Annotated in this window: 26 protein-coding genes and 3 pseudogenes; 8 read left to right on the forward strand and 21 right to left on the reverse strand. The window is 38.7% G+C overall.

Annotation, left to right across the window (positions count from 1 at the left end):
* A pseudogene (locus HYG93_RS08810) lies at window positions 1-88 on the reverse strand (IS1595 family transposase); the annotation flags it as partial.
* A gap of 41 nt (window positions 89-129) precedes the next feature.
* Between HYG93_RS08810 and HYG93_RS08815 the strand changes: the two are divergent.
* Window positions 130-979: pseudogene (locus HYG93_RS08815) on the forward strand (pirin family protein); the annotation flags it as partial.
* On the opposite strand, the gene HYG93_RS08820 reads toward HYG93_RS08815, so the two are convergent.
* Together HYG93_RS08820 and HYG93_RS08825 are read right to left on the reverse strand one after the other, a co-directional pair.
* Window positions 976-1,383 (reverse strand): hypothetical protein, encoded by a 408-nt coding sequence (locus tag HYG93_RS08820; protein ID WP_322898996.1) that lies wholly within the window; start codon window positions 1,381-1,383, stop codon window positions 976-978. The pseudogene HYG93_RS08815 and the gene HYG93_RS08820 overlap by 4 nt on opposite strands.
* A 165-nt stretch (window positions 1,384-1,548) precedes the next feature.
* Entirely contained in the window at window positions 1,549-2,415 is an 867-nt protein-coding gene (locus HYG93_RS08825) for a D-hexose-6-phosphate mutarotase (protein ID WP_165382498.1), read from the reverse strand.
* A 151-nt stretch (window positions 2,416-2,566) separates the two neighbouring features.
* Between HYG93_RS08825 and HYG93_RS08830 the strand changes: the two genes are divergently transcribed.
* Window positions 2,567-3,010, forward strand: coding sequence for an AAA family ATPase (locus tag HYG93_RS08830; protein WP_120364768.1), 444 nt, complete (start codon window positions 2,567-2,569; stop codon window positions 3,008-3,010).
* On the opposite strand, the gene HYG93_RS08835 is transcribed toward HYG93_RS08830, so the two are convergent.
* The 11 genes from HYG93_RS08835 to HYG93_RS08885 all read right to left on the reverse strand — a co-directional run bounded on the left by HYG93_RS08835 (window position 3,007) and on the right by HYG93_RS08885 (window position 11,686).
* Window positions 3,007-3,312 carry a hypothetical protein gene (locus HYG93_RS08835; protein WP_106985315.1) on the reverse strand — a complete coding sequence of 102 codons (306 nt, stop codon included), beginning with the start codon at window positions 3,310-3,312 and terminating at the stop codon, window positions 3,007-3,009. The two genes, HYG93_RS08830 and HYG93_RS08835, sit on opposite strands and share 4 nt — an antisense overlap.
* A 166-nt stretch (window positions 3,313-3,478) precedes the next feature.
* Window positions 3,479-3,898, reverse strand: coding sequence for a F0F1 ATP synthase subunit epsilon (locus HYG93_RS08840; protein WP_120364769.1), 420 nt, complete (start codon window positions 3,896-3,898; stop codon window positions 3,479-3,481).
* A 26-nt stretch (window positions 3,899-3,924) separates the two neighbouring features.
* Window positions 3,925-5,319 (reverse strand): F0F1 ATP synthase subunit beta, encoded by a 1,395-nt coding sequence (gene atpD, locus HYG93_RS08845; protein ID WP_106985313.1) that lies wholly within the window; start codon window positions 5,317-5,319, stop codon window positions 3,925-3,927.
* Between the two features lie 26 nt (window positions 5,320-5,345).
* Complete coding sequence (gene atpG / locus HYG93_RS08850) at window positions 5,346-6,215, reverse strand: F0F1 ATP synthase subunit gamma (RefSeq protein WP_106985312.1); 870 nt, start codon at window positions 6,213-6,215, stop codon at window positions 5,346-5,348.
* An 89-nt stretch (window positions 6,216-6,304) separates the two neighbouring features.
* A complete protein-coding gene (gene atpA / locus HYG93_RS08855; protein ID WP_117007815.1) occupies window positions 6,305-7,849 on the reverse strand; it encodes a F0F1 ATP synthase subunit alpha in 1,545 nt (514 codons plus the stop codon).
* Between the two features lie 60 nt (window positions 7,850-7,909).
* Window positions 7,910-8,446: a F0F1 ATP synthase subunit delta gene (locus tag HYG93_RS08860; protein WP_106985310.1), complete on the reverse strand. Its 537-nt coding sequence runs from the start codon at window positions 8,444-8,446 to the stop codon at window positions 7,910-7,912.
* 12 nt (window positions 8,447-8,458) lie between these two features.
* Window positions 8,459-8,929: a F0F1 ATP synthase subunit B gene (locus tag HYG93_RS08865; protein ID WP_106985309.1), complete on the reverse strand. Its 471-nt coding sequence runs from the start codon at window positions 8,927-8,929 to the stop codon at window positions 8,459-8,461.
* A 38-nt stretch (window positions 8,930-8,967) separates the two neighbouring features.
* A complete protein-coding gene (atpE, locus tag HYG93_RS08870) occupies window positions 8,968-9,213 on the reverse strand; it encodes a F0F1 ATP synthase subunit C (RefSeq protein WP_000424060.1) in 246 nt (81 codons plus the stop codon).
* A gap of 83 nt (window positions 9,214-9,296) precedes the next feature.
* A complete protein-coding gene (gene atpB, locus HYG93_RS08875; protein ID WP_106985308.1) occupies window positions 9,297-10,172 on the reverse strand; it encodes a F0F1 ATP synthase subunit A in 876 nt (291 codons plus the stop codon).
* A gap of 104 nt (window positions 10,173-10,276) precedes the next feature.
* A complete protein-coding gene (locus HYG93_RS08880) occupies window positions 10,277-10,675 on the reverse strand; it encodes an ATP synthase subunit I (protein WP_106985339.1) in 399 nt (132 codons plus the stop codon).
* Window positions 10,676-10,846: 171 nt separating this feature from the next.
* Window positions 10,847-11,686 carry a metal ABC transporter solute-binding protein, Zn/Mn family gene (locus tag HYG93_RS08885; protein WP_106985307.1) on the reverse strand — a complete coding sequence of 280 codons (840 nt, stop codon included), beginning with the start codon at window positions 11,684-11,686 and terminating at the stop codon, window positions 10,847-10,849.
* 137 nt (window positions 11,687-11,823) lie between these two features.
* Here HYG93_RS08885 and HYG93_RS08890 point away from each other — a divergent pair, with 137 nt between their 5' ends.
* The 4 genes from HYG93_RS08890 to HYG93_RS08905 all read left to right on the forward strand — a co-directional run bounded on the left by HYG93_RS08890 (window position 11,824) and on the right by HYG93_RS08905 (window position 14,494).
* Entirely contained in the window at window positions 11,824-12,321 is a 498-nt protein-coding gene (locus tag HYG93_RS08890) for a transcriptional repressor (protein WP_106985306.1), read from the forward strand.
* Complete coding sequence (gene znuC / locus HYG93_RS08895; protein ID WP_106985305.1) at window positions 12,303-13,085, forward strand: zinc ABC transporter ATP-binding protein ZnuC; 783 nt, start codon at window positions 12,303-12,305, stop codon at window positions 13,083-13,085. The genes HYG93_RS08890 and znuC overlap by 19 nt, the downstream gene beginning before the upstream one ends.
* A 3-nt stretch (window positions 13,086-13,088) precedes the next feature.
* Window positions 13,089-13,889 (forward strand): zinc ABC transporter permease subunit ZnuB, encoded by an 801-nt coding sequence (gene znuB, locus HYG93_RS08900; RefSeq protein ID WP_120364770.1) that lies wholly within the window; start codon window positions 13,089-13,091, stop codon window positions 13,887-13,889.
* Between the two features lie 92 nt (window positions 13,890-13,981).
* Window positions 13,982-14,494 (forward strand): DinB family protein, encoded by a 513-nt coding sequence (locus tag HYG93_RS08905; RefSeq protein WP_117007814.1) that lies wholly within the window; start codon window positions 13,982-13,984, stop codon window positions 14,492-14,494.
* An 11-nt stretch (window positions 14,495-14,505) separates the two neighbouring features.
* Here the strand turns inward: HYG93_RS08905 and HYG93_RS08910 are convergent, their stop codons facing one another.
* Window positions 14,506-14,760, reverse strand: coding sequence for a hypothetical protein (locus HYG93_RS08910; RefSeq protein ID WP_120364771.1), 255 nt, complete (start codon window positions 14,758-14,760; stop codon window positions 14,506-14,508).
* A 94-nt stretch (window positions 14,761-14,854) separates the two neighbouring features.
* On the reverse strand, window positions 14,855-15,475 hold the full coding sequence (locus HYG93_RS08915; RefSeq protein ID WP_117007813.1) for a LysE family transporter: 621 nt from the start codon (window positions 15,473-15,475) through the stop codon (window positions 14,855-14,857).
* 161 nt (window positions 15,476-15,636) lie between these two features.
* On the opposite strand from HYG93_RS08915, the gene HYG93_RS08920 reads away from it, so the two are divergent.
* A complete protein-coding gene (locus HYG93_RS08920; RefSeq protein WP_120364772.1) occupies window positions 15,637-16,557 on the forward strand; it encodes a Dyp-type peroxidase in 921 nt (306 codons plus the stop codon).
* A 66-nt stretch (window positions 16,558-16,623) separates the two neighbouring features.
* Here the strand turns inward: HYG93_RS08920 and HYG93_RS08925 are convergent, their stop codons facing one another.
* The 3 genes from HYG93_RS08925 to HYG93_RS08935 form a co-directional block, all read right to left on the reverse strand.
* A complete protein-coding gene (locus HYG93_RS08925; protein WP_120364773.1) occupies window positions 16,624-17,331 on the reverse strand; it encodes a hypothetical protein in 708 nt (235 codons plus the stop codon).
* Window positions 17,332-17,934: 603 nt separating this feature from the next.
* Window positions 17,935-18,834 (reverse strand): hypothetical protein, encoded by a 900-nt coding sequence (locus HYG93_RS08930; protein WP_120364774.1) that lies wholly within the window; start codon window positions 18,832-18,834, stop codon window positions 17,935-17,937.
* A 1-nt stretch (window position 18,835) separates the two neighbouring features.
* Window positions 18,836-19,261 carry a hypothetical protein gene (locus HYG93_RS08935; protein WP_120364775.1) on the reverse strand — a complete coding sequence of 142 codons (426 nt, stop codon included), beginning with the start codon at window positions 19,259-19,261 and terminating at the stop codon, window positions 18,836-18,838.
* Window positions 19,262-19,337: 76 nt separating this feature from the next.
* Here HYG93_RS08935 and HYG93_RS08940 point away from each other — a divergent pair.
* Window positions 19,338-19,487, forward strand: a pseudogene (locus tag HYG93_RS08940) (peroxidase); the annotation flags it as partial.
* Window positions 19,488-19,525: 38 nt separating this feature from the next.
* Here HYG93_RS08940 and HYG93_RS08945 read toward each other — a convergent pair.
* Window positions 19,526-20,416 (reverse strand): hypothetical protein, encoded by an 891-nt coding sequence (locus HYG93_RS08945; protein ID WP_120364776.1) that lies wholly within the window; start codon window positions 20,414-20,416, stop codon window positions 19,526-19,528.
* Window positions 20,417-20,425: 9 nt separating this feature from the next.
* Entirely contained in the window at window positions 20,426-22,612 is a 2,187-nt protein-coding gene (locus HYG93_RS08950) for a LysM peptidoglycan-binding domain-containing protein (protein ID WP_178962373.1), read from the reverse strand.
* Window positions 22,613-22,614: the final 2 nt, after the last annotated feature.

Genomic DNA, 22,614 nt, shown 5'->3' on the forward strand with positions numbered 1-22,614 from the left:
AGGCTGTTTTGGAAGCAGGAATATCAACACAAAAGCATTGAATAATTTTTTTAATCTTGTAGTGACTTAATTTACTGTTTTCTATCATGATTCTAGACTAACATAATCATTTTGCTAGTCTAGAGCCATATGTATTATGGTGATACTGTCCCCGGCCGGCTTTCCAGAGCACCCGCATACAGGATTTGAAACCATTACCTTGGTAGAGCAAGGCTTTGTCGATCACTTCGACTCTTTGGGCAATGGTGGGCGTTATGGCGCTGGCGATGTACAGTGGCTCAGTACAGGCAATGGCGTTGAACACTGCGAAATGTTTCCGCTACTCAATGAAGACCGAGACAATCCCTTTGAATTATTTCAAATTTGGTTTAATTCTTCACCCGAGCAAAAACAACAACCTGCAGACTATAAAATGTTTTGGCGCGAGCATATTCCGCATGTAAGCGCAAAAGATGACCAAGGCCGAGACACTGATATTCGTGTCATATCTGGGCAATACCAAGGTACTGAAGCGATTTCACGACCACCACACTCATGGGCAGCAGCACCAGAAAACAAAGTGAATATTTATCTCATTACCCTTGCCCCGCATGCCACATTAACCATTCCAGCAACAACAGCAACCGCTACGCGATTTGCCTATTTCTATCAAGGCGATACCCTCGAATTAGCCAAGACCCAAATTCAGCATAAACATTTGGCTGAACTAAAACCCGATGTGAATATTCAACTCCAAGCAGGCGAAGTTGAAGCACGGATTTTATGGCTTGAAGGTGAACCTATTGGTGCACCTGTCGCAATGCGTGGCCCATTTGTACTAAATACAAATCAGGAGTTAGATGACGCATTTCGTCGCTACCGCGCAACACATTTTGGTGAATGGCCTTGGCCTAGCCCAGCACCTGTTTTTTCACGTGAGCAAGCTCGCTTTGCCAGTTATGATGGTGGCCAACGCAAAGAGTTTCCAGAACAATCTTAAGCTTGAATTGGAATCACGACACCTAAATTACAGGCTTTGTCTTGACCTCTGGCGCGTACGATATCCTGCTTAAAGCGCTGTTTGGCAAATTTATACTGTTTGGGCAAAAATAGACTGATTCGGGTTTTATTTTGCCCCAAACCTTCAACCAAGGTTTTTTGTAGAAATTCACCATGCTCAGTTTTAGCAAATAATGTACCCAACTCAATCTCTTGTTCTAAGCGATTATCTGTAAATACCAAGGCTTGATCAGTACTAAACGCCACACAGCGTTGGTAAGCCTGTTTTAAATTAAAGTAGACTTGTAAGTAAGGCATGTCTAACTCAGTACTGAGCCCATTATCGTAAGCATTGGCCACCAACGATGCTTCGGTTGGATAATTAGGTTTCGTTACATACCGCACTGTTTGACATGCACTCAAAAAAGTACAAATAATCAATAAAAATAAAGCTTTATAACAATATGTTTTCATATTTTTATTCTATTTTTTAATAGTAAATTCTGCATTAATATATCCCAAATGACCATAATGCAGAAAAAAACATCACATCCCGTATCTGAGCACCAGTTATGCGCCGCTGATTGTAAGTTCAAACTGAATACTTGCACCTGCGTTTAAGCATTGTTTTGCCGATGCCATTTGACCACATTCAATACATACAAAATCACGCCATGCCTCATCTGCAACATCGGCCATGCGTTTTGCTTTGTCCACCCAAGGATTCCAAATTACTGCACTTTGCGCGGTACTTTGTATATTGATATAAGTTTGCGGACTTTGTTCTAATACAAAATTCATCTTCGTTAAAGGATAAACTCGATCTAATTCTGCATCAAACTTAATGGCATGTTCAGTTTGATGCTTTATCTGATTCTGATCCAACTGATCAATATAAAATTGTCCTTCAAGACCCGTAATTCTGGCCCCAGTGATCTGTGCAGGGAAATAACTATGCCATGCGAACGCAAAATCAAAGGCCTGATGATCTAAATTCTGTAATTTAAACTCGAGTCTTAATACCTCTTCGCAATGGATCACCATTTGCAAGTTAAACGCATAATTCCAGTATTTTCTACTCTGTTCACTATCACTTAGCTGCAAAGTAATATGATGACCAAAGTCATCCATCACAATATCTTGACACTGCCATGTTAAATTTCGAGCAAAACCATGTGCAGGAAAGTCCTGTTCAGTTTCATGTGCACCAAACCATGGAAAACAGAGTGGAATCCCACCTCGAATGGCTTTCGCAACAACATATTGATTCAGCTCAGACAACCACAACAAGTGGCGTTGCTGCATTTTTGAATAAAACTCAAGAATCTGTCCACCTTGCAATGCAATTTTTGCCTCACAAAATGCATTAGATACCTGAATATAATGCAGCTCACTCTGTGCAAATTGCCGATATTCAATTCCTTCAAGCTGTTGCATGGCGACTCTTTTAGTTATCATCTGTGTTCTATCTATTGTAATAGATAGCGAATACGTTAAGTCACCACTTTCTAAATGAATTTTACGAAGATTGTGTCTATACGGTTGGCATGATTTAATTATTTTTTGTTCATGGCTAAAGTACGATTCGATGCAACTGATTATTTTTACGGGTGTACAAGCAGCAGGTAAATCGAGTTTCTATTTACTAAATTTAGCCCATAGCCATTTGCGTATTAACTTGGATATGCTGAAAACACGGCATCGAGAAAATATCATTTTTGAAGCTGGTTTAGCCTCTCAAACCCAAATGGTCATTGATAATACCAACCCAACCAAAACAGACCGGGCACGTTATATTCAACGGGCCAAAGATGCTGGCTTTGAAGTGATTTCTTATTATTTTGAAACCGATTTAAACAGCACTTTAGAACGTAATCGCCACCGCGAAGGTAAAGCCAATATTCCTGAAGTTGGCGTTCGAGCAACTTATAAGAAGCTTGAAATACCCAAACTCGATGAAGGCTTTAGTCAAATTTTTAAGTTGAAGATTATTGGCAATGGTGAATTTTCAGTAATACCTATGTTTGATTAATCAACTTTTTGGCTACCCTGCCAAATTTTATATGCACTTTGCATAGCATAACGCTCATACGGTTTCGCTAAACGGCTTTCCATATTGCTGAAATCGCCTTTGTAGGCCTGCTCAATCATTCGCTTTGCCAATTCCTGAATACTGACACGACCACGGTGTTCATAAGCTTGTATTTCATCTTGGTTCAAAACTAAATCCCAACAAGACACTACGGAGCTCATATCCATCGCAATACTGAGATAATAGCGTTCATCATCTCGATACAGTTCCCAACTTTGAGCTTCATACGCAATCAAATTCATACTGTGCTACTTAGATGCTAAATAATTGACCGAACATACTCCAATTATTGCATAAAATATATGCAACTTTAGCCATAAAAAATAACCTTAAAGCTTTAGATAAACATTTAATTTATAGCAAAAAAAACCGCCCTTTCGGACGGTTTCTTCAATCTCAAACTGCGTCTTATTGAGCGCGGTTTTTGATTTTGCGGATTGTTTCCAACTGAGCAGCAGTTTCTGCAAGAGCAGCCAAAGCAGCAGCAGCGTCCAAATCGCTCTTTTGATTTGCTAGCAAGTTTTCAGCGTTTTTACGCGCTTCAAGAATTGCAGCTTCATCTAAGTTGTCGGCACGGATTGCAGTATCTGCAAGAACCGTAACAACGTGCGGTTGAACTTCTAGAACACCACCAGATACATAGATTAACTCTTCTGTACCATTCTCAAGCAGAACGCGGATCGCGCCCGGCTTAAGTAAAGTTACTAGTGGCGCATGGCCAGGCATAATACCTAACTCACCACCAGCACCTTTAGCAATTAGCATCGTTACAGTGCCAGAGTACAAAGACTCTTGAACACTTACAACATCACACTGCATAGTCGCCATGAGAATCTCCTAAATTAGGTCACTAATTAAAGTTTCTCAGCTTTAGCAATAACTTCGTCAATACCACCAACCATGTAGAACGCTTGTTCTGGGATATGGTCGTATTCACCAGCTAAAAGACCTTTAAAGCCACGGATTGTGTCTTTAAGAGATACTAATTTACCAGGCGCGCCAGTAAATACTTCAGCTACGTGGAACGGTTGAGAGAAGAAACGTTGGATCTTACGTGCACGGTATACAGTAAGTTTGTCTTCTTCTGCCAATTCGTCCATACCAAGAATTGCGATAATGTCTTTCAATTCTTTATAACGTTGAAGAACGTTTTGAACTGAACGAGCGATTTCGTAATGCTCTTGGCCAACTACAAGTGGATCTAACTGACGTGAAGTTGAGTCAAGTGGATCGATCGCTGGGTAAATACCAGAAGATGCGATGTCACGGCTCAATACTACAGTTGCGTCCAAGTGAGCGAAGGTAGTCGCAGGCGATGGATCTGTTAAGTCATCGGCAGGTACGTATACCGCTTGAATTGACGTAATAGAACCAGACTTAGTAGAAGTAATACGTTCTTGTAGAACACCCATCTCTTCTGCAAGAGTTGGTTGGTAACCTACAGCAGACGGCATACGACCTAACAATGCTGATACTTCAGTACCCGCAAGTGTATAACGGTAGATGTTGTCTACGAACAATAATACGTCACGGCCTTTACCGTTTTCGTCTTTCTCATCACGGAAGTACTCAGCCATAGTAAGACCAGTCAACGCTACGCGTAAACGGTTACCTGGTGGCTCGTTCATCTGACCGTAGACCATTGCTACTTTGTCTAGAACGTTAGAGTCTTTCATTTCGTGATAGAAGTCATTACCTTCACGAGTACGCTCACCAACACCAGCAAACACAGATAAACCTGAGTGAGCTTTCGCGATGTTGTTGATCAACTCCATCATGTTTACAGTTTTACCAACACCGGCACCACCGAACAGACCAACTTTACCACCTTTAGCGAACGGGCAAAGTAAGTCAATTACTTTAATACCAGTTTCTAAAAGGTCAGTAGAAGCCGCTTGTTCTGCATAAGAAGGCGCTTGACGGTGAATTGGTAAACGCGCTTCAGTCGCAACAGGACCAGCTTCGTCGATCGGGCGACCAAGAACGTCCATGATACGGCCAAGAGTCGCTGTACCAACTGGTACAGAGATAGGCGCGTTAGTATTCGTTACGTTCAAACCACGCTTAAGGCCTTCAGTAGAACCCATTGCAATAGTACGAACTACGCCATCACCAAGTTGTTGCTGAACTTCTAATGTAGTTTCAGTGCCATCAACTTGTAGAGCGTCATAGATCTTAGGAACGCTGTTGCGTTCAAACTCGACGTCGATTACCGCGCCGATGATCTGAATGATACGACCGCCAGTCATTGCTGTCTCCTCAATTCAAAATAATGTTAAACGGCAGCGGCACCACCAACGATCTCAGAAATTTCCTGAGTAATCGCGGCTTGACGCAGCTTGTTATAAATAAGTTGTAGGCTCTTGATGATTTCACCAGCGTTATCAGTTGCAGCTTTCATTGCAACCATACGAGCAGACTGCTCACACGCGATGTTTTCAATCACACCTTGATACACCACAGACTCAATGTAACGAACCAACAAGCCATTTAAAAGCTCTTCAGCTTCTGGCTCGTATAAGTAATCCCAACCGTATTGACGGTTAAGAGTCTTGTCTTCTTCAGCAGCAGCTAAAGGAACAAGTTGTTCGATTTTTTGGTTTTGAGTCATGGCGTTGACAAAGCCGTTAGACACTAGATAAATACGATCTAACTCGCCTTTATCAAATGCATCTAACATCACCTGTACAGAACCAGATAACTGTTCAAGACTCGGTGTATCGCCTACATTCGTAGTCGCACCAAGCACTTTACCGCCGTAGTTTTTAAAAAACGAAACCGCTTTTTGACCAATCAAAGCAAATTGAACTTCAATTGACTGCTCTTGTTGCTGTTGTACGTGTTTTACCACTTTTTTGAACAAGTTAATGTTCAAACCACCAGCAAGGCCGCGATCTGATGACACAATGATATAGCCAACGCGCTTAACTGGGCGTTCAACCATATAACGGTGTTTGTATTCAGGGTTCGCTTGTACCAAATGAGCAATTACACGGTGCATATTTTCGGCATACGGACGGCCTTGAGCCATGCGCTCTTGCGCACGACGCATCTTAGAAGCTGCTACCATTTGCATCGCGCGAGTAATTTTCTGCGTGCTTTTGATACTAGCTACTTTGGCGCGAATTTCTTTTAAATTTGCCATACGCTTAACCTAGTATTCGAAGGCCCTTTCGAGCCCTCGAAGGTTGATTCCGTGAACCAAACCAGAACTAAATCCAACTCAGTTGAATATTAGTAAGTTTGAGTCGCTTTGAACTTCTCAATACCTGCTTTAAATTCAGCTTCGATGTCTTTGTTGTAATCACCAGTTTCATCGATTTTTTGCATTAACGCAGCATGTTCTGAACGGAAGTAAGAAATAAGCGCAGCGTCAAAGTCTACGATTTTCTTAACGTCAACGTCAGTCATATAACCTTCGTTAGATGCATATACTGATACAGCTTGGTCAGCGATTGAGTAAGGAGCATATTGTTTTTGCTTCATTAACTCAGTAACACGTTGACCGTGTTCTAATTGCTTACGAGTTGCTTCGTCAAGGTCAGAAGCGAACTGAGCAAACGCTGCCAATTCACGGTATTGTGCAAGTGCAGTACGGATACCGCCAGACAATTTTTTGATGATCTTAGTTTGCGCAGAACCACCAACACGAGATACAGAGATACCCGCGTTCACAGCAGGACGAATACCTGCGTTGAATAATGATGTTTCAAGGAAGATCTGACCATCAGTAATCGAAATTACGTTCGTTGGTACGAATGCAGATACGTCACCCGCTTGAGTTTCAATGATTGGCAATGCAGTCAAAGAACCAGTTTGGCCTTTAACTTCACCATTCGTGAATTTCTCAACGTAGTCAGCAGAAACGCGCGAAGCACGTTCAAGAAGACGAGAGTGAAGATAGAATACGTCACCTGGGTACGCTTCACGACCTGGTGGACGACGTAATAACAATGAAATTTGACGGTAAGCAACTGCTTGCTTAGACAAATCATCGTAAATGATAAGTGCGTCTTCACCGCGGTCACGGAAGTATTCGCCCATTGTACAGCCTGAGTAAGGAGCAAGGAAAAGCATTGCTGCTGGATCCGCTGCCGCTGCTGCTACAACAGTTGTATACGCCATAGCGCCAGTTTCTTCTAGCTTACGTACAACGTTAGCGATAGTTGATTGTTTTTGACCAACTGCTACGTATACACATTTAATGCCAGAGTTTTTCTGAGCGATGATCGCATCGATCGCCATAGCTGTTTTACCAGTTTGACGGTCACCAATGATCAACTCACGCTGACCACGGCCTACTGGAATCATTGTATCTACTGATTTATAACCAGTTTGTACAGGTTCATCCACTGATTGACGCCAAATTACGCCTGGTGCTACTTTTTCAACAGCATCAGTAAGTTTTGCATCAATTGGGCCTTTACCGTCAATTGGGTTACCCAAAGCATCTACTACACGGCCTAAAAGTTCTGGACCAACCGGAACTTCTAATACACGACCTGTGCAACGAGCTTTTTGACCTTCTTGAAGGCTTAAGTAGTTACCTAAAACAACGACGCCCACTGAATCCTGTTCTAGGTTCAGTGCCATACCGTAAAGGCCGCCGTCGAATTCGATCATTTCACCGTACATTGCATCAGCAAGACCGTGAATGCGCACAATACCGTCAGATACCATAACAATGGTACCTTCGTTTTTAGCGGTTGCGCTGGTGTCCAGATCGCCGATACGCTGTTTAATGAGCGCACTGATCTCGGATGGATTCAGTTGTTGCATTGCGCTATACCTCAATCTTTATGTAAGTTCAGTCTTCTTACGCAGTAATTTTTAAAATAATTACGCTAGAAGACGAGTCCGCATTTTTTCAAGCTTATTAAGCGCAGAATCATCTATCACTTGGTCGCCTGCACGAATAACTACACCAGCAATTAACTCTGGTTTCACTTCAACAGTCACATTTACAGCTGCTTCGAATTTCTTCTCTAATGCATGTGTAAGTAATTGTTCCTGTACAGAAGTCAATGGGAATGCTGATTCAATCACAACATCCACAGTATTGTTATTCTGTGATTTGAGCTGTTCAAATTCCGCAGCAATCTCAGGAAGAAGTACCAAACGGTTGTTTTCAGCAAGCAATGTCAAAAAGTTTGACACTGCTGCAGTTTGGTCTTCACCTAAAACTTTTGCCAAAACAGACACCTGCTGTGCAGGAGTAAGCTCAGGACGATTTAAGTAAGCTGAAAATGCTTCGTCTTGTACTGTAGCACTGAGCAATTCAAGCGCAGTTGACCATGAGTCAGCTGCATTTTGCTCAGATGCGTAAGCAAATGCTGCTTTTGCATATGGGCGTGCCAACGTCAAGAGTTCAGCCATAATCTGCCTCTCTTAAAGTTTAGCAGCCAGCTGAGTCAGCATGGCATTGTGAGCTTCTGCATCAACTTGTTGGTTCAGAATTTTCTCTGCACCAGTAACTGCAAGAGCAGCAACATGTTGACGTAATTCTTCGCGTGCAGCATTGATATCTGTATCAACAGCTTCTTTCGCTTGTTGACGAATACGTTCACCTTCAGCAGATGCTTGAGTGCGAGCTTCTTCTACCAATTGTGCAGCGCGACGGTTCGCTTGTTCGATCAATTGAGCCGCTTGTGCTTTAGCAGCGTCTAATTCAGCTTTCACTTGAGCTTGCGCATCCGCAAGGTCAGCTTTTGCTTTTTCAGCCGCGTTTAAGCCATCAGCGATTTTACGCTGACGCTCACTAATCGCATTGATTAGTGGTGGCCATACAAACTTCATGCAGAATGCGACAAAAATCGCAAATGCAATCGCTTGGCCAATCAATGTGAGGTTGATATTCATTGCTATTCCTCAATAGTTTAATTTAGGAATTAAGCTGATTAACCTACAAATGGATTAGCGAAGATGAAGAACAAGCCAATACCAACACCGATCATAGGCACAGCATCAAGAAGACCCGCGATTAAGAACATACGAGTTTGAAGTTGTGGAGCCAATTCTGGTTGACGAGCAACAGCTTCTAAGAAACGGCCGCCTAGAAGACCAAAACCAATCGCAGTACCTAAAGCACCGAAAGCGATCAAGATAGCAGATGCAATTGCAACTAGACCTAAAGTGAGTTCCATGATAATTCCTCAGAGGTTAGGTTTATACCAAATTAAATTAAAAAATTGTGCGCCCAACTATCTTCGATAGTCAGGCAATACCATTAATGCTTTTCGCTAGCCATACTCATATATACGATAGTCAACATCATGAAAATGAATGCTTGTAACGTAATAACGAGAATATGGAAGATCGCCCAAGGCACAGACAACGCCCACTGGATCCAGAACGGTAGTAATGCGATTAAGATGAAGATTAACTCACCTGCATACATGTTACCGAACAGTCGAAGAGCCAATGAGATTGGACGTGCAATAAAAGTTACCAATTCAAGTAAAATGTTTACTGGAATCAGGATAGCTTTTAAAACTGGGTTACTTGGGTTAAATGGGTTAAGCGCAAATTCTGCACCAAATCCGACTAGACCTTTTTCACGGATACTATAGAAAATAGTTAACGCAAATACTGATAATGCCATACCAAGGGTAATGTTAGGATCAGTAGATGGAACGATTTTGAAGTAAACGTGGTGAGGGTCCATACCAAACACATTCGCGCCGATCAGTTGAGCTGTATAAGGAATCCAGTCAACAGGGATCAAGTCCATCAAGTTCATGAGGAAAATCCACACGAAGATGGTCAAAGCTAAAGGCGCAATCAAACGTGATTTGCCATGGAATGTGTCGCGGACACTTGAGTCAACAAACTCGATAATCATTTCGATTGCAGACTGGAACTTGGTTGGAACACCAGCGTTTGCAGCTTTCGCTACAATCCAGAACAACAAACAGAAAATAATACCAAGGCCGATCGACCAACCCATTGAATCCAAGTGAATAGCAGTGAACCCCATCTGTTGAGCTTCAGCGCCAGTCTCAGCCAACTTCCATGTACCGTCTGGCATTTTGCCATAGGTCATATTGGTCAAGTGGTGCTTGATATACTCGGTCGAAGTAAGGGCATGTTCTTCAGCAGCCATAAATCACACCTGGTCAATGTCAAAAAACTAATGGAAGTAACGAATATCGCGTGCTGCTTGATATCTCGTTAATTCCTGAAAAAACTTTTCAATTTCTACTGCGCTTAAACTCGTTTCTGTAGACGTGACGCCCAAAAAGGCGCAACCCACGACATGGCTTGAACGAGGATAAAACCACAAAACAATGCGGCCGGTGACAGTGGCTTTACATTGCTCAAAATCAAAATGAATCCAACAATCACTATTGCAAACTTGCCCATCATGCCACGATACATGTTGGACAGCACCTGCTTGGTTGCGCGGGCGCCAGCAGCTCTAAAAGACTGCCACGTAAAGTAGCAGCTAGCCAGCCAGCAGACCAGTGCACCCAAGGCTGCACTCAATGCCGCAGTAGAGTCTTTGAGGACCCACCCAATCAAGGCTGAAACAGGAATCATTACTGCTTGTAAGATGACTAAAGCTTTCGCTAATCGTCGATCAATCAAGCGACTAGTTCGGCTCATTTTTTGTACACTCACAGCAATTATGCTTGACAAGTTTAGCTGATGATTATTTTTAATCGCAGGCATTATAGAGTTACACCCTTGAACATGCAATCTTTTCCCGACCTAAGTCTGGTTTTTTTCAATCAATAATCCGCTTTTAATCTAATCAATAACTGATTATTTTTTGCATCATTTTCGTGCATTTAGCACACAATTTTGTGTTTGTTCTGCAAGTTGCTTCCAGGCGAGCAAGAAATCATTCTGACCAGCCATGCTTTCATCTACAGCCTCAAACACTGTCGCACCCAGCTTTTGGTATTGATTTTTACTGGCATGGCCTTCCGCTAGTAAGCACATTTTGCTTTGTGGTCGGCTATCGTTTAGAAATTTGATTTGTGCAAGTGTTGGCGCAATATGTGGATCATCGGTCATTGCACCCGAAAATTTTAAATTGAGTGAACGTTCGAGGTATTGATAAGCATCATGATAGGCCCAATACGGTTGAGCCTTAGCACTTTTGTTTAAACGTTGCGCATTCAAAAGCATTTCATGTGCAAAATTACGGGCATTGGCCCAATATTTTTCACGATTGGCAGGCTTCTGCTGTGAACGTAGTGCCGCAATAAAAAAGCCGATACGTACAGCGTTATTTGGCTCTAACCATACATGCGTATCAACCGTATTCGGCAATGCCTGTCCACGTGGATTTCGTAGCGGAAAAGTGGTGACTATGCCTGAATCGAGTATCGCAATACTTCGATCATTATTGGCAAGTAGTTTTTCTAAGGGCGCTTCATGTGCCTTACCTAACCAAAGCACCAATTCTGCATCTTGTACAATTTTACGGTGTGCTGGCGTTAAGCTGACATCATGACCTGTTTGGTTTTCTAATAATAAGGTTGGCTCCTCTACCCCTTGTGTGACTTCCTTTGCAATCAAATAAATTGGGTGTGTTGATACGACTAGGCCTTGAGCCCAGCTCATCGAACTAAAAAGTGCAACCGCACAAAATGCAAGGAAACGGGACATGAGGGAGACTACATAAAATCAGAAGTGTTATAATATAACAAAATTGTAAAAATACCTACGCCTGATCGTAAGTTGATGCGCTTCATGTTAAGATTTAATGTCTTTTTCAATTTTCAGTTTTGCACTTGAGGGTAGCTATGAGCACTTGTTCACACGAACATCACAATGCACTACATGGCGTTCATGACCACCATAACGTTGCACAACGTCTGGCTGAAGCTGAACAATTATGTGCTTCTACTGGTGCACGCCTCACCCCTTTGCGTAAGGAAGTGTTGGAACTGATTTTAAATGCGACTGCACCAATGGGCGCTTATGATTTATTGGCCAAAATAAAAAGTGAATCAGACCGGCCTGCTGCCCCACCAACGGTTTATCGCACCCTAGATTTTTTATTAGAAAAAGGCTTAATTCACCGTCTTACGTCAATTAATGCCTATATCCCCTGCTGTCATCCACGTGAAGGACATCAAGCTGCTTTTTTAATTTGCACCCAATGTAAAGTCGTTAAAGAAGCATCTGCTCAAGGTCTACTTCACCAATTAGAGCAATTGTCAGCATCGGACGAATTTACTGCTCACCACAGCATTATTGAAATTTCAGGACTTTGTCAGCAGTGTCGTCTTCAACATTAAGCCCAGCTATTCTGGCAGAGCTCAATCAAGTTTCTGTTCGCATTGATGAACGCGATATTTTAAAACATGTCGATTTCACCTTGCATCAGGGTGAAATTGTGACCTTAATTGGTCCCAATGGCGCAGGAAAATCGACCTTAATTAAAGTACTTTTAGGGATTATTCAACCGAACTCAGGCAAGATTCATACACAGCCCAAGTTAAAATTTTCCTATGTACCCCAAAAATTTAACCCCTCTCATAGCCTCCCCTTGCGTGTTTGCGACCTACTTGCTTTAGAAAAATGTGACGCTACCACCAAGCAAGAGATTATTCGGGATACAGGCATCGCCAAGTTACAACAGTCCAAAGTTCAACAGCTCTCAGGTGGTGAACGTCAACGGGTGTTACTCGCACGTGCGCTCTTACGTCGTCCTGATGTATTGGTTTTAGATGAACCGATGCAAGGCTTAGATATTCAATCCGAAGCAGAACTCTATGACTATGTACGGAGTTTACCTGCTAAATATGGCTGTGCAGTGTTAATGGTCTCTCATGACCTACAATGGGTGATGCAAGGAACACATCGAGTTGTATGTTTAAACAAGCATATTTGCTGTAGCGGTCTCCCTGAGAATGTGCAACAACATCCTGAATATCAAGCGATCTTTGGCAACAACCGTGTGTTCTATCAACATCATCATGATCACTGCGCCCATGGTGATGCAGCAACGCCTTGTCAGCATGATGCGCGCCCACATATTCACCCTGAACCTGAGGCATAACCCATGATGGAATGGCTACAACTGCTTTTACCCGCATGGATGATGGGCACGCTTTTGGTGTTTTTAACCGCACCACTCGGATGTTTGATGCTGTGGCGTCGTATGTCCTTTTTTGCAGACACGATGGCGCATGGCACTTTATTAGGTGTTGCCATTGCAGGTGCATTAAGTTTACCCCTTTGGGTTGGTGTGGCTTTATTGGCAATGATGTTGGTCGGAATTTTATGGGTTTTGCATGATCCGCGCTTACCCAATGATGCCCTACTCGCTCTATGTTCTGCGACACTACTTTGTTCGGGGCTTTTGTTCATTCAACACCTGCCGAGCTTACGTCCAGAATTACTCAGCTATTTATTTGGCGACCTACTGACCATTGGCTGGTCAGATTTACCTGTATTTGCAGTTGTGATTAGTTTGGCTTTGGTGGTGTTATTCAAGCATTGGCAAGCACAAATCCAAATTGCGATTGATCCAGACATGGCAGTCAGTGAAGGTGTTAATGCAAAATGGCAACGCCTGATTTTTATGTTGTTACTGGCTTTATTTACCGTATTGGCCTTACGTGCTGTCGGCTCGTTATTAATGGGAGCACTCTTGGTGATCCCTGCCCTTACGGCACGTTTACTCGCACACTCACCTAAACAGATGGTGATTTGGGCATTTGGAATAGCGCAAGTTGGGGTGACTGTCGGCTTATGGTCGAGTGCGGGTTTAAACATCTCAACAGGTCTGAGCATTGTGCTGACCATGTCGATATTATTTGCACTTATTTTTGCGATGCAGAAAATAAAAAAAATCGCCTAAGCTTAAATCTAAAAAAACTGCTTTCGGGCAGTTTTTTTATACCTATATAAAGGCTATAACTCTATTTATTCAAAATACAAACTTCACCGCTCATGGACATTACTGATTTTCAGTTACTTGCTCGCTATAACATTTGGGCCAACCAACGCTTATATGCCTGTTTAAATCACATATCAGATGATGACTTTTATAAAGATTGTGGCTTATTTTTTAAAAGTATTTTGGGAACATTAAATCATTTATTGGTTGGCGAGCACTATTTATGGTTTCCTCGCTTTCAAAATGGTTACTCGACTCAACTAGCGCTTCATCATATTGTGCATACAGAACGTCAGCCTCTTATTGATGAACTCAACTGGCGTGCTGAAAATTGGCTTCATTTTTTAGACCAGTTGGACCCTTTACGCCTGAGTAGTCAATTAAATTACATAAGCTCAGCCGGACATTCGATCTGCCTACCTTTTGCACCCACTTTGCAACATGTGTTTAATCATAGTACACATCACCGTGGACAAATAACTGCCGCGCTTACCAGCATGGGATATGGCTGCCCTGAATTAGATTTGATTTATATGCTACTTGAAGAATCAAAAAATGACGCATGAGCATGATTGTATTAAAGGCTATTTTTTAATTTATAGAAGCGAAATTCTGGATTAAACAACCCAATCAAAAATAAGATGGAAAAGCCTATCCAAAAGAACCATGCCATCATAATCACTTGGTCTTTGCTCCATTCTTCAGATTGAGAGGAGCTAAAGAAAAACCATGTTTTCCAGCCCTGAATATAGGCTGCACCGCCCCACGATATAATCCATTTTGTCAGGATGCAATATAAAATATAAATTAAGATCCAAAGTCCTGTAGACATTGTTTTTTCTACTTATTTTATTCAATAAACCTCAAATATATCAGCTCAATCTATACAGTAACAAGACCTTATCTTTAAAGCATAGGCGTATAAATCATTGATGTACCAAGCTGAGTAAACTAGCTGCGCAGCTAAACAACACAGCAAAAGTCCGATTCATATACTTTTGTTGCTTGGGTGATTTTAAGAGTCTTAATACTTTGGCAGCTAAACCGGTATAGCCAGCCATCACGATCAAATCGATACTAATCATGGTCATGGCCATAATGCTATATTGTGGCCACTGCGGTTGGGTTAAATCGATAAATTGAGGTAAAACTGCCAATAAAAAAACAATCGCTTTAGGATTGCTCATATTGACAAAGAAACCGTATAACACCAATTTACCGCGTGATTTATTGGGTAAATCATTTTGAATATCAATAGACTGTGTAGGTGCAGTCCACTGTAGATAAGCCAAATACAGCAAATATAAAACACCAAACCATTTCACAAGCAAAAATGCCCAAGGTGTAGTTGCAAAAAGTACCCCTGCCCCTGCAGCCACAATGCCTATTTGCACTAATAACGCAACTTGCAAGCCCAGCGCATTCCAATAGCCATGTTTAAAGCCATAGTTTAGACCGCTCGACATAGATGCGATTGCACCCGCGCCAGGAGAAATACTAATCACCCAACATGCCAGCATAAAAGCCAGCCAGATTTGGAAGGACATTGTTGATGTACTGTTTTTAAAAGTGAAACAATTATATGATATTTACAGTTTTATGGGCCGATAATCGAGCAATAAAAATACGTGATTAGGCTACCCACTCTACGGTTGATAGGGCACAATAGAATGAGCTATGCAAAAATTCAAAATTTTAGGAGCCATGCATGACCGCTCAATCTGTTATTTTACCGCTACCCTCAGATCATGCGCGTTTTATCGTTCTTCGTTTAAATGATTTAAGCATTGAAGAATTAAAAGAAAAACTAAACGATTTATTTGATACACGTGACCGCCTGATCACGCAGCATCCTCAAGCAGAAATTAAAACAGCTGTCGCATTTGGTCCTGAGCTTTGGGCAAAGCTTTATACTGAAACACCAGTAGGTTTTAAACAATTAGATCCAATTGCTGGTTCATTTAATATGCCTGCTGCACCAGCAGATGTATTTATCCATATTGCAGCACAGCGTACAGATATTTGCTTTGCGCTGAGCCAAGCATTCTTTGATGGTATTCAAGATAAAGTTGAAGTACTGGATGAACGTGTGTGCTTCCGCAATTTTGATGGCCGTGATTTAACCGGCTTTATTGACGGAACTGAAAATCCGCAATTTCCAGATGATCGTGCTGAAACAGCATTGCTAGCTGAAGATGCTGGCGTATTTGCCAATGGCTCTTTTATTTTTGCACAGCGTTATGCGCATAATTTGGATAAATGGAAAAAGCTGAAAGTCGATGCGCAAGAGCATGTAATTGGCCGTACTAAACTTGAGTCTATTGAGTTAGATGAAGATGAACAGCCTGAAAACTCGCATGTGTCACGTACAGTTGTAGAAGATGGTGAAGGTGAAGAAATGGCAATTTTGCGTCATTCACTCCCTTATGGCGATGGCCGTGGCGATCAAGGCTTGTTCTTTGTGGCATATACCAATGATTTAAGCATTATCGACAGCATGTTGGTCCGCATGTTTGGCACCAGTGGTGATGGCATTCATGACCGCTTACTTCACTTTGTGACACCAATGGATGGCGCTTATTACTTTGCACCGAGTGAAGATTTGCTAGAAGAAGTATTGGAAGGTTAAATAAATAAAGCCGACGAAAGTCGGCTTTATTATACCTCAAAATTTTAAATTTTATTGCATGCTCTTTTATTTATTAACGGTTTCAATTTCAGCTGAAGAAATCCCTATATTATCGCAACCTTGAGATGCTGCAATGCATTTTAAAGAATCATTTAATTCAACTTTGTACACTCCTAATTTCCCACTTCTAGCATATTTTATATTTGCCAAATAGGTATATGTTCCTTTTTTAGAGTTAAATATTAATTGATCACCTTGCAGTAAATCCAATTGTTTCCCAGTTAAATCACTTTCTGAATTCAAAACAGGAATAGTGGAAAATTTATTTAAATTTAAGTTGTAAATATAAGTATTAACCAAAAAACTTTTAAATGGATTTTTTATATAATCAACAGTGCTATTATCTCGAACTCTAAAAACAACAACTTTCTTATCATGATATAGTAAATTAAAATCCACACTCGAATTCAAAGTAGTTGTTGTTTTAAACACATTATAAATATTTGATCCATTTAAGATCTGAACACCATAGTTTTTCAATGTATAATTATATCCTTTTTTGTTCTTCTCAATATCTCCAAAATCAACCAATTTAATTTTTTTATTAACACCGATTACAGTATACCTACCATAGGAATCTATAAAATCAACTGGAGATTTCATCTGAATAGAATCCTGTGATATATCACTCCAGCTATCATTTTTTTTTGCGTATGTATTTGTATAAATAAAACCAAATCCGAGAATTAAAATTAAAATTTTAAGAGCTCTCATAAATCACCTACAATTATTTTGAATATTAATATGTTAAATTTTCTTCAAAATTTAAATGGGCACATTTTACTATCATTAGCATGTTCTCCGTACTTTCTGTTACACCCAACACATCTATAGTATCAACTAGATTACTTGTATCTACATCACTAACTGAAAAATCATTTTAAGAATTATCGATCGTTTATTAAGACATATGTTTGCTATTAGCAGTGATGGCATTCATGACAATTTACTATTCTTCTTCACTCTTCTGAACAGTACTTACTACTTTGCACAGAGTGAATAGTTGCTCAAAAAAGTATTGGAAGATCCAATTAAAAGAAAAGCCGACCAACTTCATAATTCAATTTGCTCTTATATTTTAAATGATGATTAGAAACATCTGCTTTATGCTCAGATTTAATAACTTTTATATCTTTATTTGAGCCGCATGAAATCAAAAAAATAATAAGGATATATATAAATAATTTATTCACAATTTAATGCCTATCATGAGACCAGTGGGGTTTATCACTACTACCAAAACCAAACACATTAAATTCTCTACTAACAGGTACCAAATCTGCCAAAGTATTTACAATAATTTTTTTACTATATTAGCTAATCCAGTTTAAAATTCTTATTTTTTCCAGATTCATCTTTATAAAACAAATTAAAATTTTTATCGATTGAATAAAAACCACCTATGTTTTTAACATCAACATTTGGTTTAATTTTTAATAAATAAAAAAATGTATTAGAACCATTATCTGTATCTTGGTATTTTTCACCAATGAGGTATTGGGAACCACCAATATTTGGAAGAAACTTAACCCCATCTAAATTCAAGTTTTTAATTTTTTGGTTATTAAAAATTCCTACAATTTCAGGTGACATACTTTTTACATCATTTAGCATATAAACGTGATTTTCAATAGAACTCAACTTTTCACACTTACTAATTGAATTCATTTTCGAACATTTTGTAAAATAATCTGAAGATGTTGGCAATATTATTTCTTTAATATCTGTATTTTTATTTTTTGCAGAACCCCTATCTAAGAGCTTCGTAGATTTCAATTTAAAATTACCATTTTCATATTGATAACATACTTTAGATTTTCTATATGAATTTTGAAATTGGTTAATATTTCCACTCAAACAAAGTACATTATTATTGTTTTCAAAATCCACATTTTTTATACTCTTCAGTGACGTTACTGAAACTGGTAATGCATACACCTTATTTTTACTCAATTCAATAACAAAAAAATAAAAATTTCCATTATATTTAAAACTATCAATATATTTATCATTATAAAAATTGAATTTATTTTCTTTTAAAATTTTATTATATAATTCTAAATATTTTTTCTCACAAAAATCCACACTATCAAAATCAAATTTACAATCATTAACATCACTTGCTTTAATAACATTAGCATTACTAATTGAAAAAGCCCCAATTGATGCTATTAATAAAGAGCATATATAGACATTCAGACTTTTAAATAATTTCATTTTACACCTTTTTTTTATTTGCATGATACGATTGAATCTTTGTCAAGATTTCAATTACTTTTTTTGTGGATTCATCAGATGAGGAGTTTTGACCTTTTTTTTCGTAGTAAGATTTCTTACCATTCGAAATAGCTCCACTACCTATTGGCTTTCCTTTTGGGACAGCTACAGATGCCCATTCTTGCGCTGCATCATATTGAGCATCAGTTAAATTACCTTTTGCATTGCGAACAAATTCATATAAACTTTCGCTTGGCATAAACCTGCTCCACCATTGGAATCCACTGACTTCTAATATCGGCTTTTCAGCCTTAATTGAAATTATCTGCTTATTATTTTCTATAATAATACTTTGCTCTGCACTTTGATTTCCATCCAAATATAGATTAACTGGTTTACCACTTTTTCCTTTATGTTTTTTTGTCATATGTCAGCATAGTAAATATAGCATCACCTACATCTACTAGATTACTTGTATCTACATCACTAACTGACAAATGATTTTAAAAATTATCAGCTGTATGTTAAGACGTATGTTTGGCACCAGCGGCGATGGTATTCACAACCGTTTACTTCACTTTGTCACGCCTATGGATAGCGCGTATTACTTTGCGCCGAGTGAGGGGTTATTGGAAGAAGTGCTGGAAGGGTGATTAAATGAAGCCGACGAAAGTCGGCTTTTATATAAAAACTACTTAAACTGATATATGATTTTTTTAGAATTTTGATAATACGTCATTATTGAATTATTATCTATTTCTACTCTATTGTTTAAATATATAAATTTTTCATCAACTAACTTATTATTTTTAACTTGCATAACTCTTAAATTTGGTCCACTTTCATCTTCAAAAGGTGAAATTATTAATTGAAATCGACCTCTATCTAGAACCATACTTGGTCCATCCGATAGGTTTACGAAGTCATACTTTTTAAACAGTTCTTTTGTTTCTATTAAATTTAGACCAGAGCACTCTTTTATCTTTTTTGAAATACATTTCAAATGCACATCAGAATCATATTTTTTTGATACTATATTTTTTTCACCACCTATAATTTCAGGATCTTTTTTTATTTTTTTAAAACTATCATTTTCAAATATATAACATTCATTTTCAACATTTATATTGTTATCATCACTAGCATAAGTAGTTCCAGAAATACAAATTTCATTTGAGGATTTAGAGAACTTAATTTCAGGATTTTCATTACTTAAAACTTCCAACCTAGAATCCACAAAATTACCAACTATTTGTTGCAAAGGGTATATTTTTCCTTTTGATGAATCTATGACAACAATTGCTTTTACATTTCTACTGTCACCTTTACCGGTATATCTATCTTCATTTAATATTATAAGTATTTTGTCATTTGAAAAATTAGCTGTGCTAGCTAATTTTTGATTATAAATTTTTATTTTTTCATTAGTACAAAAATTTACTTTAATTTTTTCTACATTACATGAACTAACATTCTCAGATTTTAGACTATCTTTAATAAATGATGATTCCTCTCTCGAATAAGAACAACTAGAATTTAATAATCCAAAAATTAAGAAAAGGAACAATTTGGTTAATTTCATTTTTAAAACCTATTTTGATGAATGATATGCTTTAATTTTTTCAAAAATTTCTTTTACCTTAGCTGTTGAATGTGAATTAGCTCTATTTGTACCAGATTGGTGATAGCCTACCGAACCATCAGAAATAACGCCAAATTTATTCTTACTACCTTTAGGTAAAGCTATTGAAGCCCATTCTCTAGAGGCATCTATCATAGCTTTTTCAACTGTTGAGCTACCACTGTGTATAAGATTGTAAATTTCAGTTCGTCCTCTTAATAAATGTTCCTTAAAAACTCTTTCCTGCATATTCGCATCGTAAAGTTCATCACCAGTGAGATTCATTCTCTTTCTTGCAGCGTCTAATGTTGATGGAATTGTTTGATATTTTCCGGTTGCAAATCTTCGCCTATTGTCTTGCCAACTATAGTTTTTTGAAGCTAGTAACAATTGATTAATTGTTTTTCCTGTAATTGTGCCTGGTAAATCATTCATTTTCCCATATTTGACTCTTTTCCCTTCAGGTGCTCCTGCATTCCAAGCCTCATAACTTCCTTCACCACTAGCAATTGCATTTCCCAACTCCACAACCAATTCATCAATTGTTTTATCAGAAGTTTTTAAATTATTACTTGTCGCAGTTAATACACCTGAACAACTTAAAATCGATACTAAATTTATTTTTTTTACTAATTCAACTAATGGACCACCATTCAATTCTGCGACACTCTTTTTGAAAAAAAGGTCATTAAAATATGGCTGAGAGAACCTCGTAACATCATAGTGCACCCAAGTTGTTGCTCCAGAACCGCCGTTATTAAAAACTTTAGGTTCAAGATATATTTTATCAGTTTGTCTTTGCTCTGAAGCTCCCATCTTAATTTCCATTATATTTTTTCTAATGAATTCCATATCTAATAATTCTTTGGTTCTTACTCCGTCCTTCTTTATATGTATATCTAGTGCTAGCCCCATATGGTTGACACTCGTTCTTTTATGCTGCTTATTATTTTCAATACATCTATATCCTGATTCGATGTATGCCACTTCTAATCCACTTGATTTAAATTCATTTTTTAAATAAAAGTTTAAAGATTTTAATATCCAAATTAGAGATCTATGTATTCCTGGATATTCATTAGCAACATTACTACCAGAAGTAACTCCTTTACGATTATTACCATAACCAGAACATTTCCCACATTTACATGAAGCTTTTGCCATAAATCCTGCAACTGGATATTCTGTATAGAACTTATCTAAAGCCAATAATAAGCTTCCACAAATTTTCCCCGTTTCAGGAACCCCCATATAATCCCTCTGAAACTGTTTGATACAAGCTTCAGTTAAAGGAGTAAATTTATCAGTAGGTAAAGCACCGCCAAAGCCAGCTAAACGGATATTAATTTCCCGTATTAATTCACTTTGCCCACTTGAAATACATTGAGGCGATGACTTGCATAAATTTGATGTATCAGATTTGGGAGTACCTCCATCCTGACTTCTGTCCTCTTTCATTTCAATTTTAACAGCTTCAGTTAAAGCTTTTTTCCCATCCTCATACCATTCATTAAGCTTTTCCAATGCCTTATTTTTATAATCATCTAACTTAGATTCTGATGATTGATTAGCTTTCTTTTCATCATGTTTAGGTGGTGCTGATTTTTGAGACTTGGTCTTCTCTGGCTGCTTTTTAATCGGCTGCGGTTTCTTATCCTGACTGCTTTTATTGCCTGTTGCTGGCGTATTAACTGGCAATTTAATAATTTGGCCTATGCTAATTTTATTTTTATTTTCAAGGTTATTTAGAACGTCTAATGCCCTAACTGTAGTCTGATACTTTTGTGCAATCGAAGTTAAGGTGTCTCCTTTCTGAACTATATGCGTCTTGCGCTTATAACCACCTTGTTTACCATTATTTTCTAAAGTTTTTAAATCTATAAGCAATTTTGGACTAATTACCTTAACTAACATTCGATCTTTTGACAGAGTAAAAGATTTGACTTTTTTCATACCATCATCAAATAGATTTTTCACATATACATCTAAAACCGTTCCTTTGTCCCGCTGAATTTCATAAAAACAGCCCTTTGAATTAGTGATACCTTTTACAACATGCTGATCTGTTTTCTGATTTCTAACTTGATAGTGAATCTTAGGTATTGGGTTACCAAGAGCATCTAGAATTTGTACTGTTACTAAAGCTTTATTAGACATAT

This window comes from Acinetobacter sp. SwsAc6 (assembly GCF_013391565.1).
Lineage (GTDB): Bacteria > Pseudomonadota > Gammaproteobacteria > Pseudomonadales > Moraxellaceae > Acinetobacter > Acinetobacter cumulans.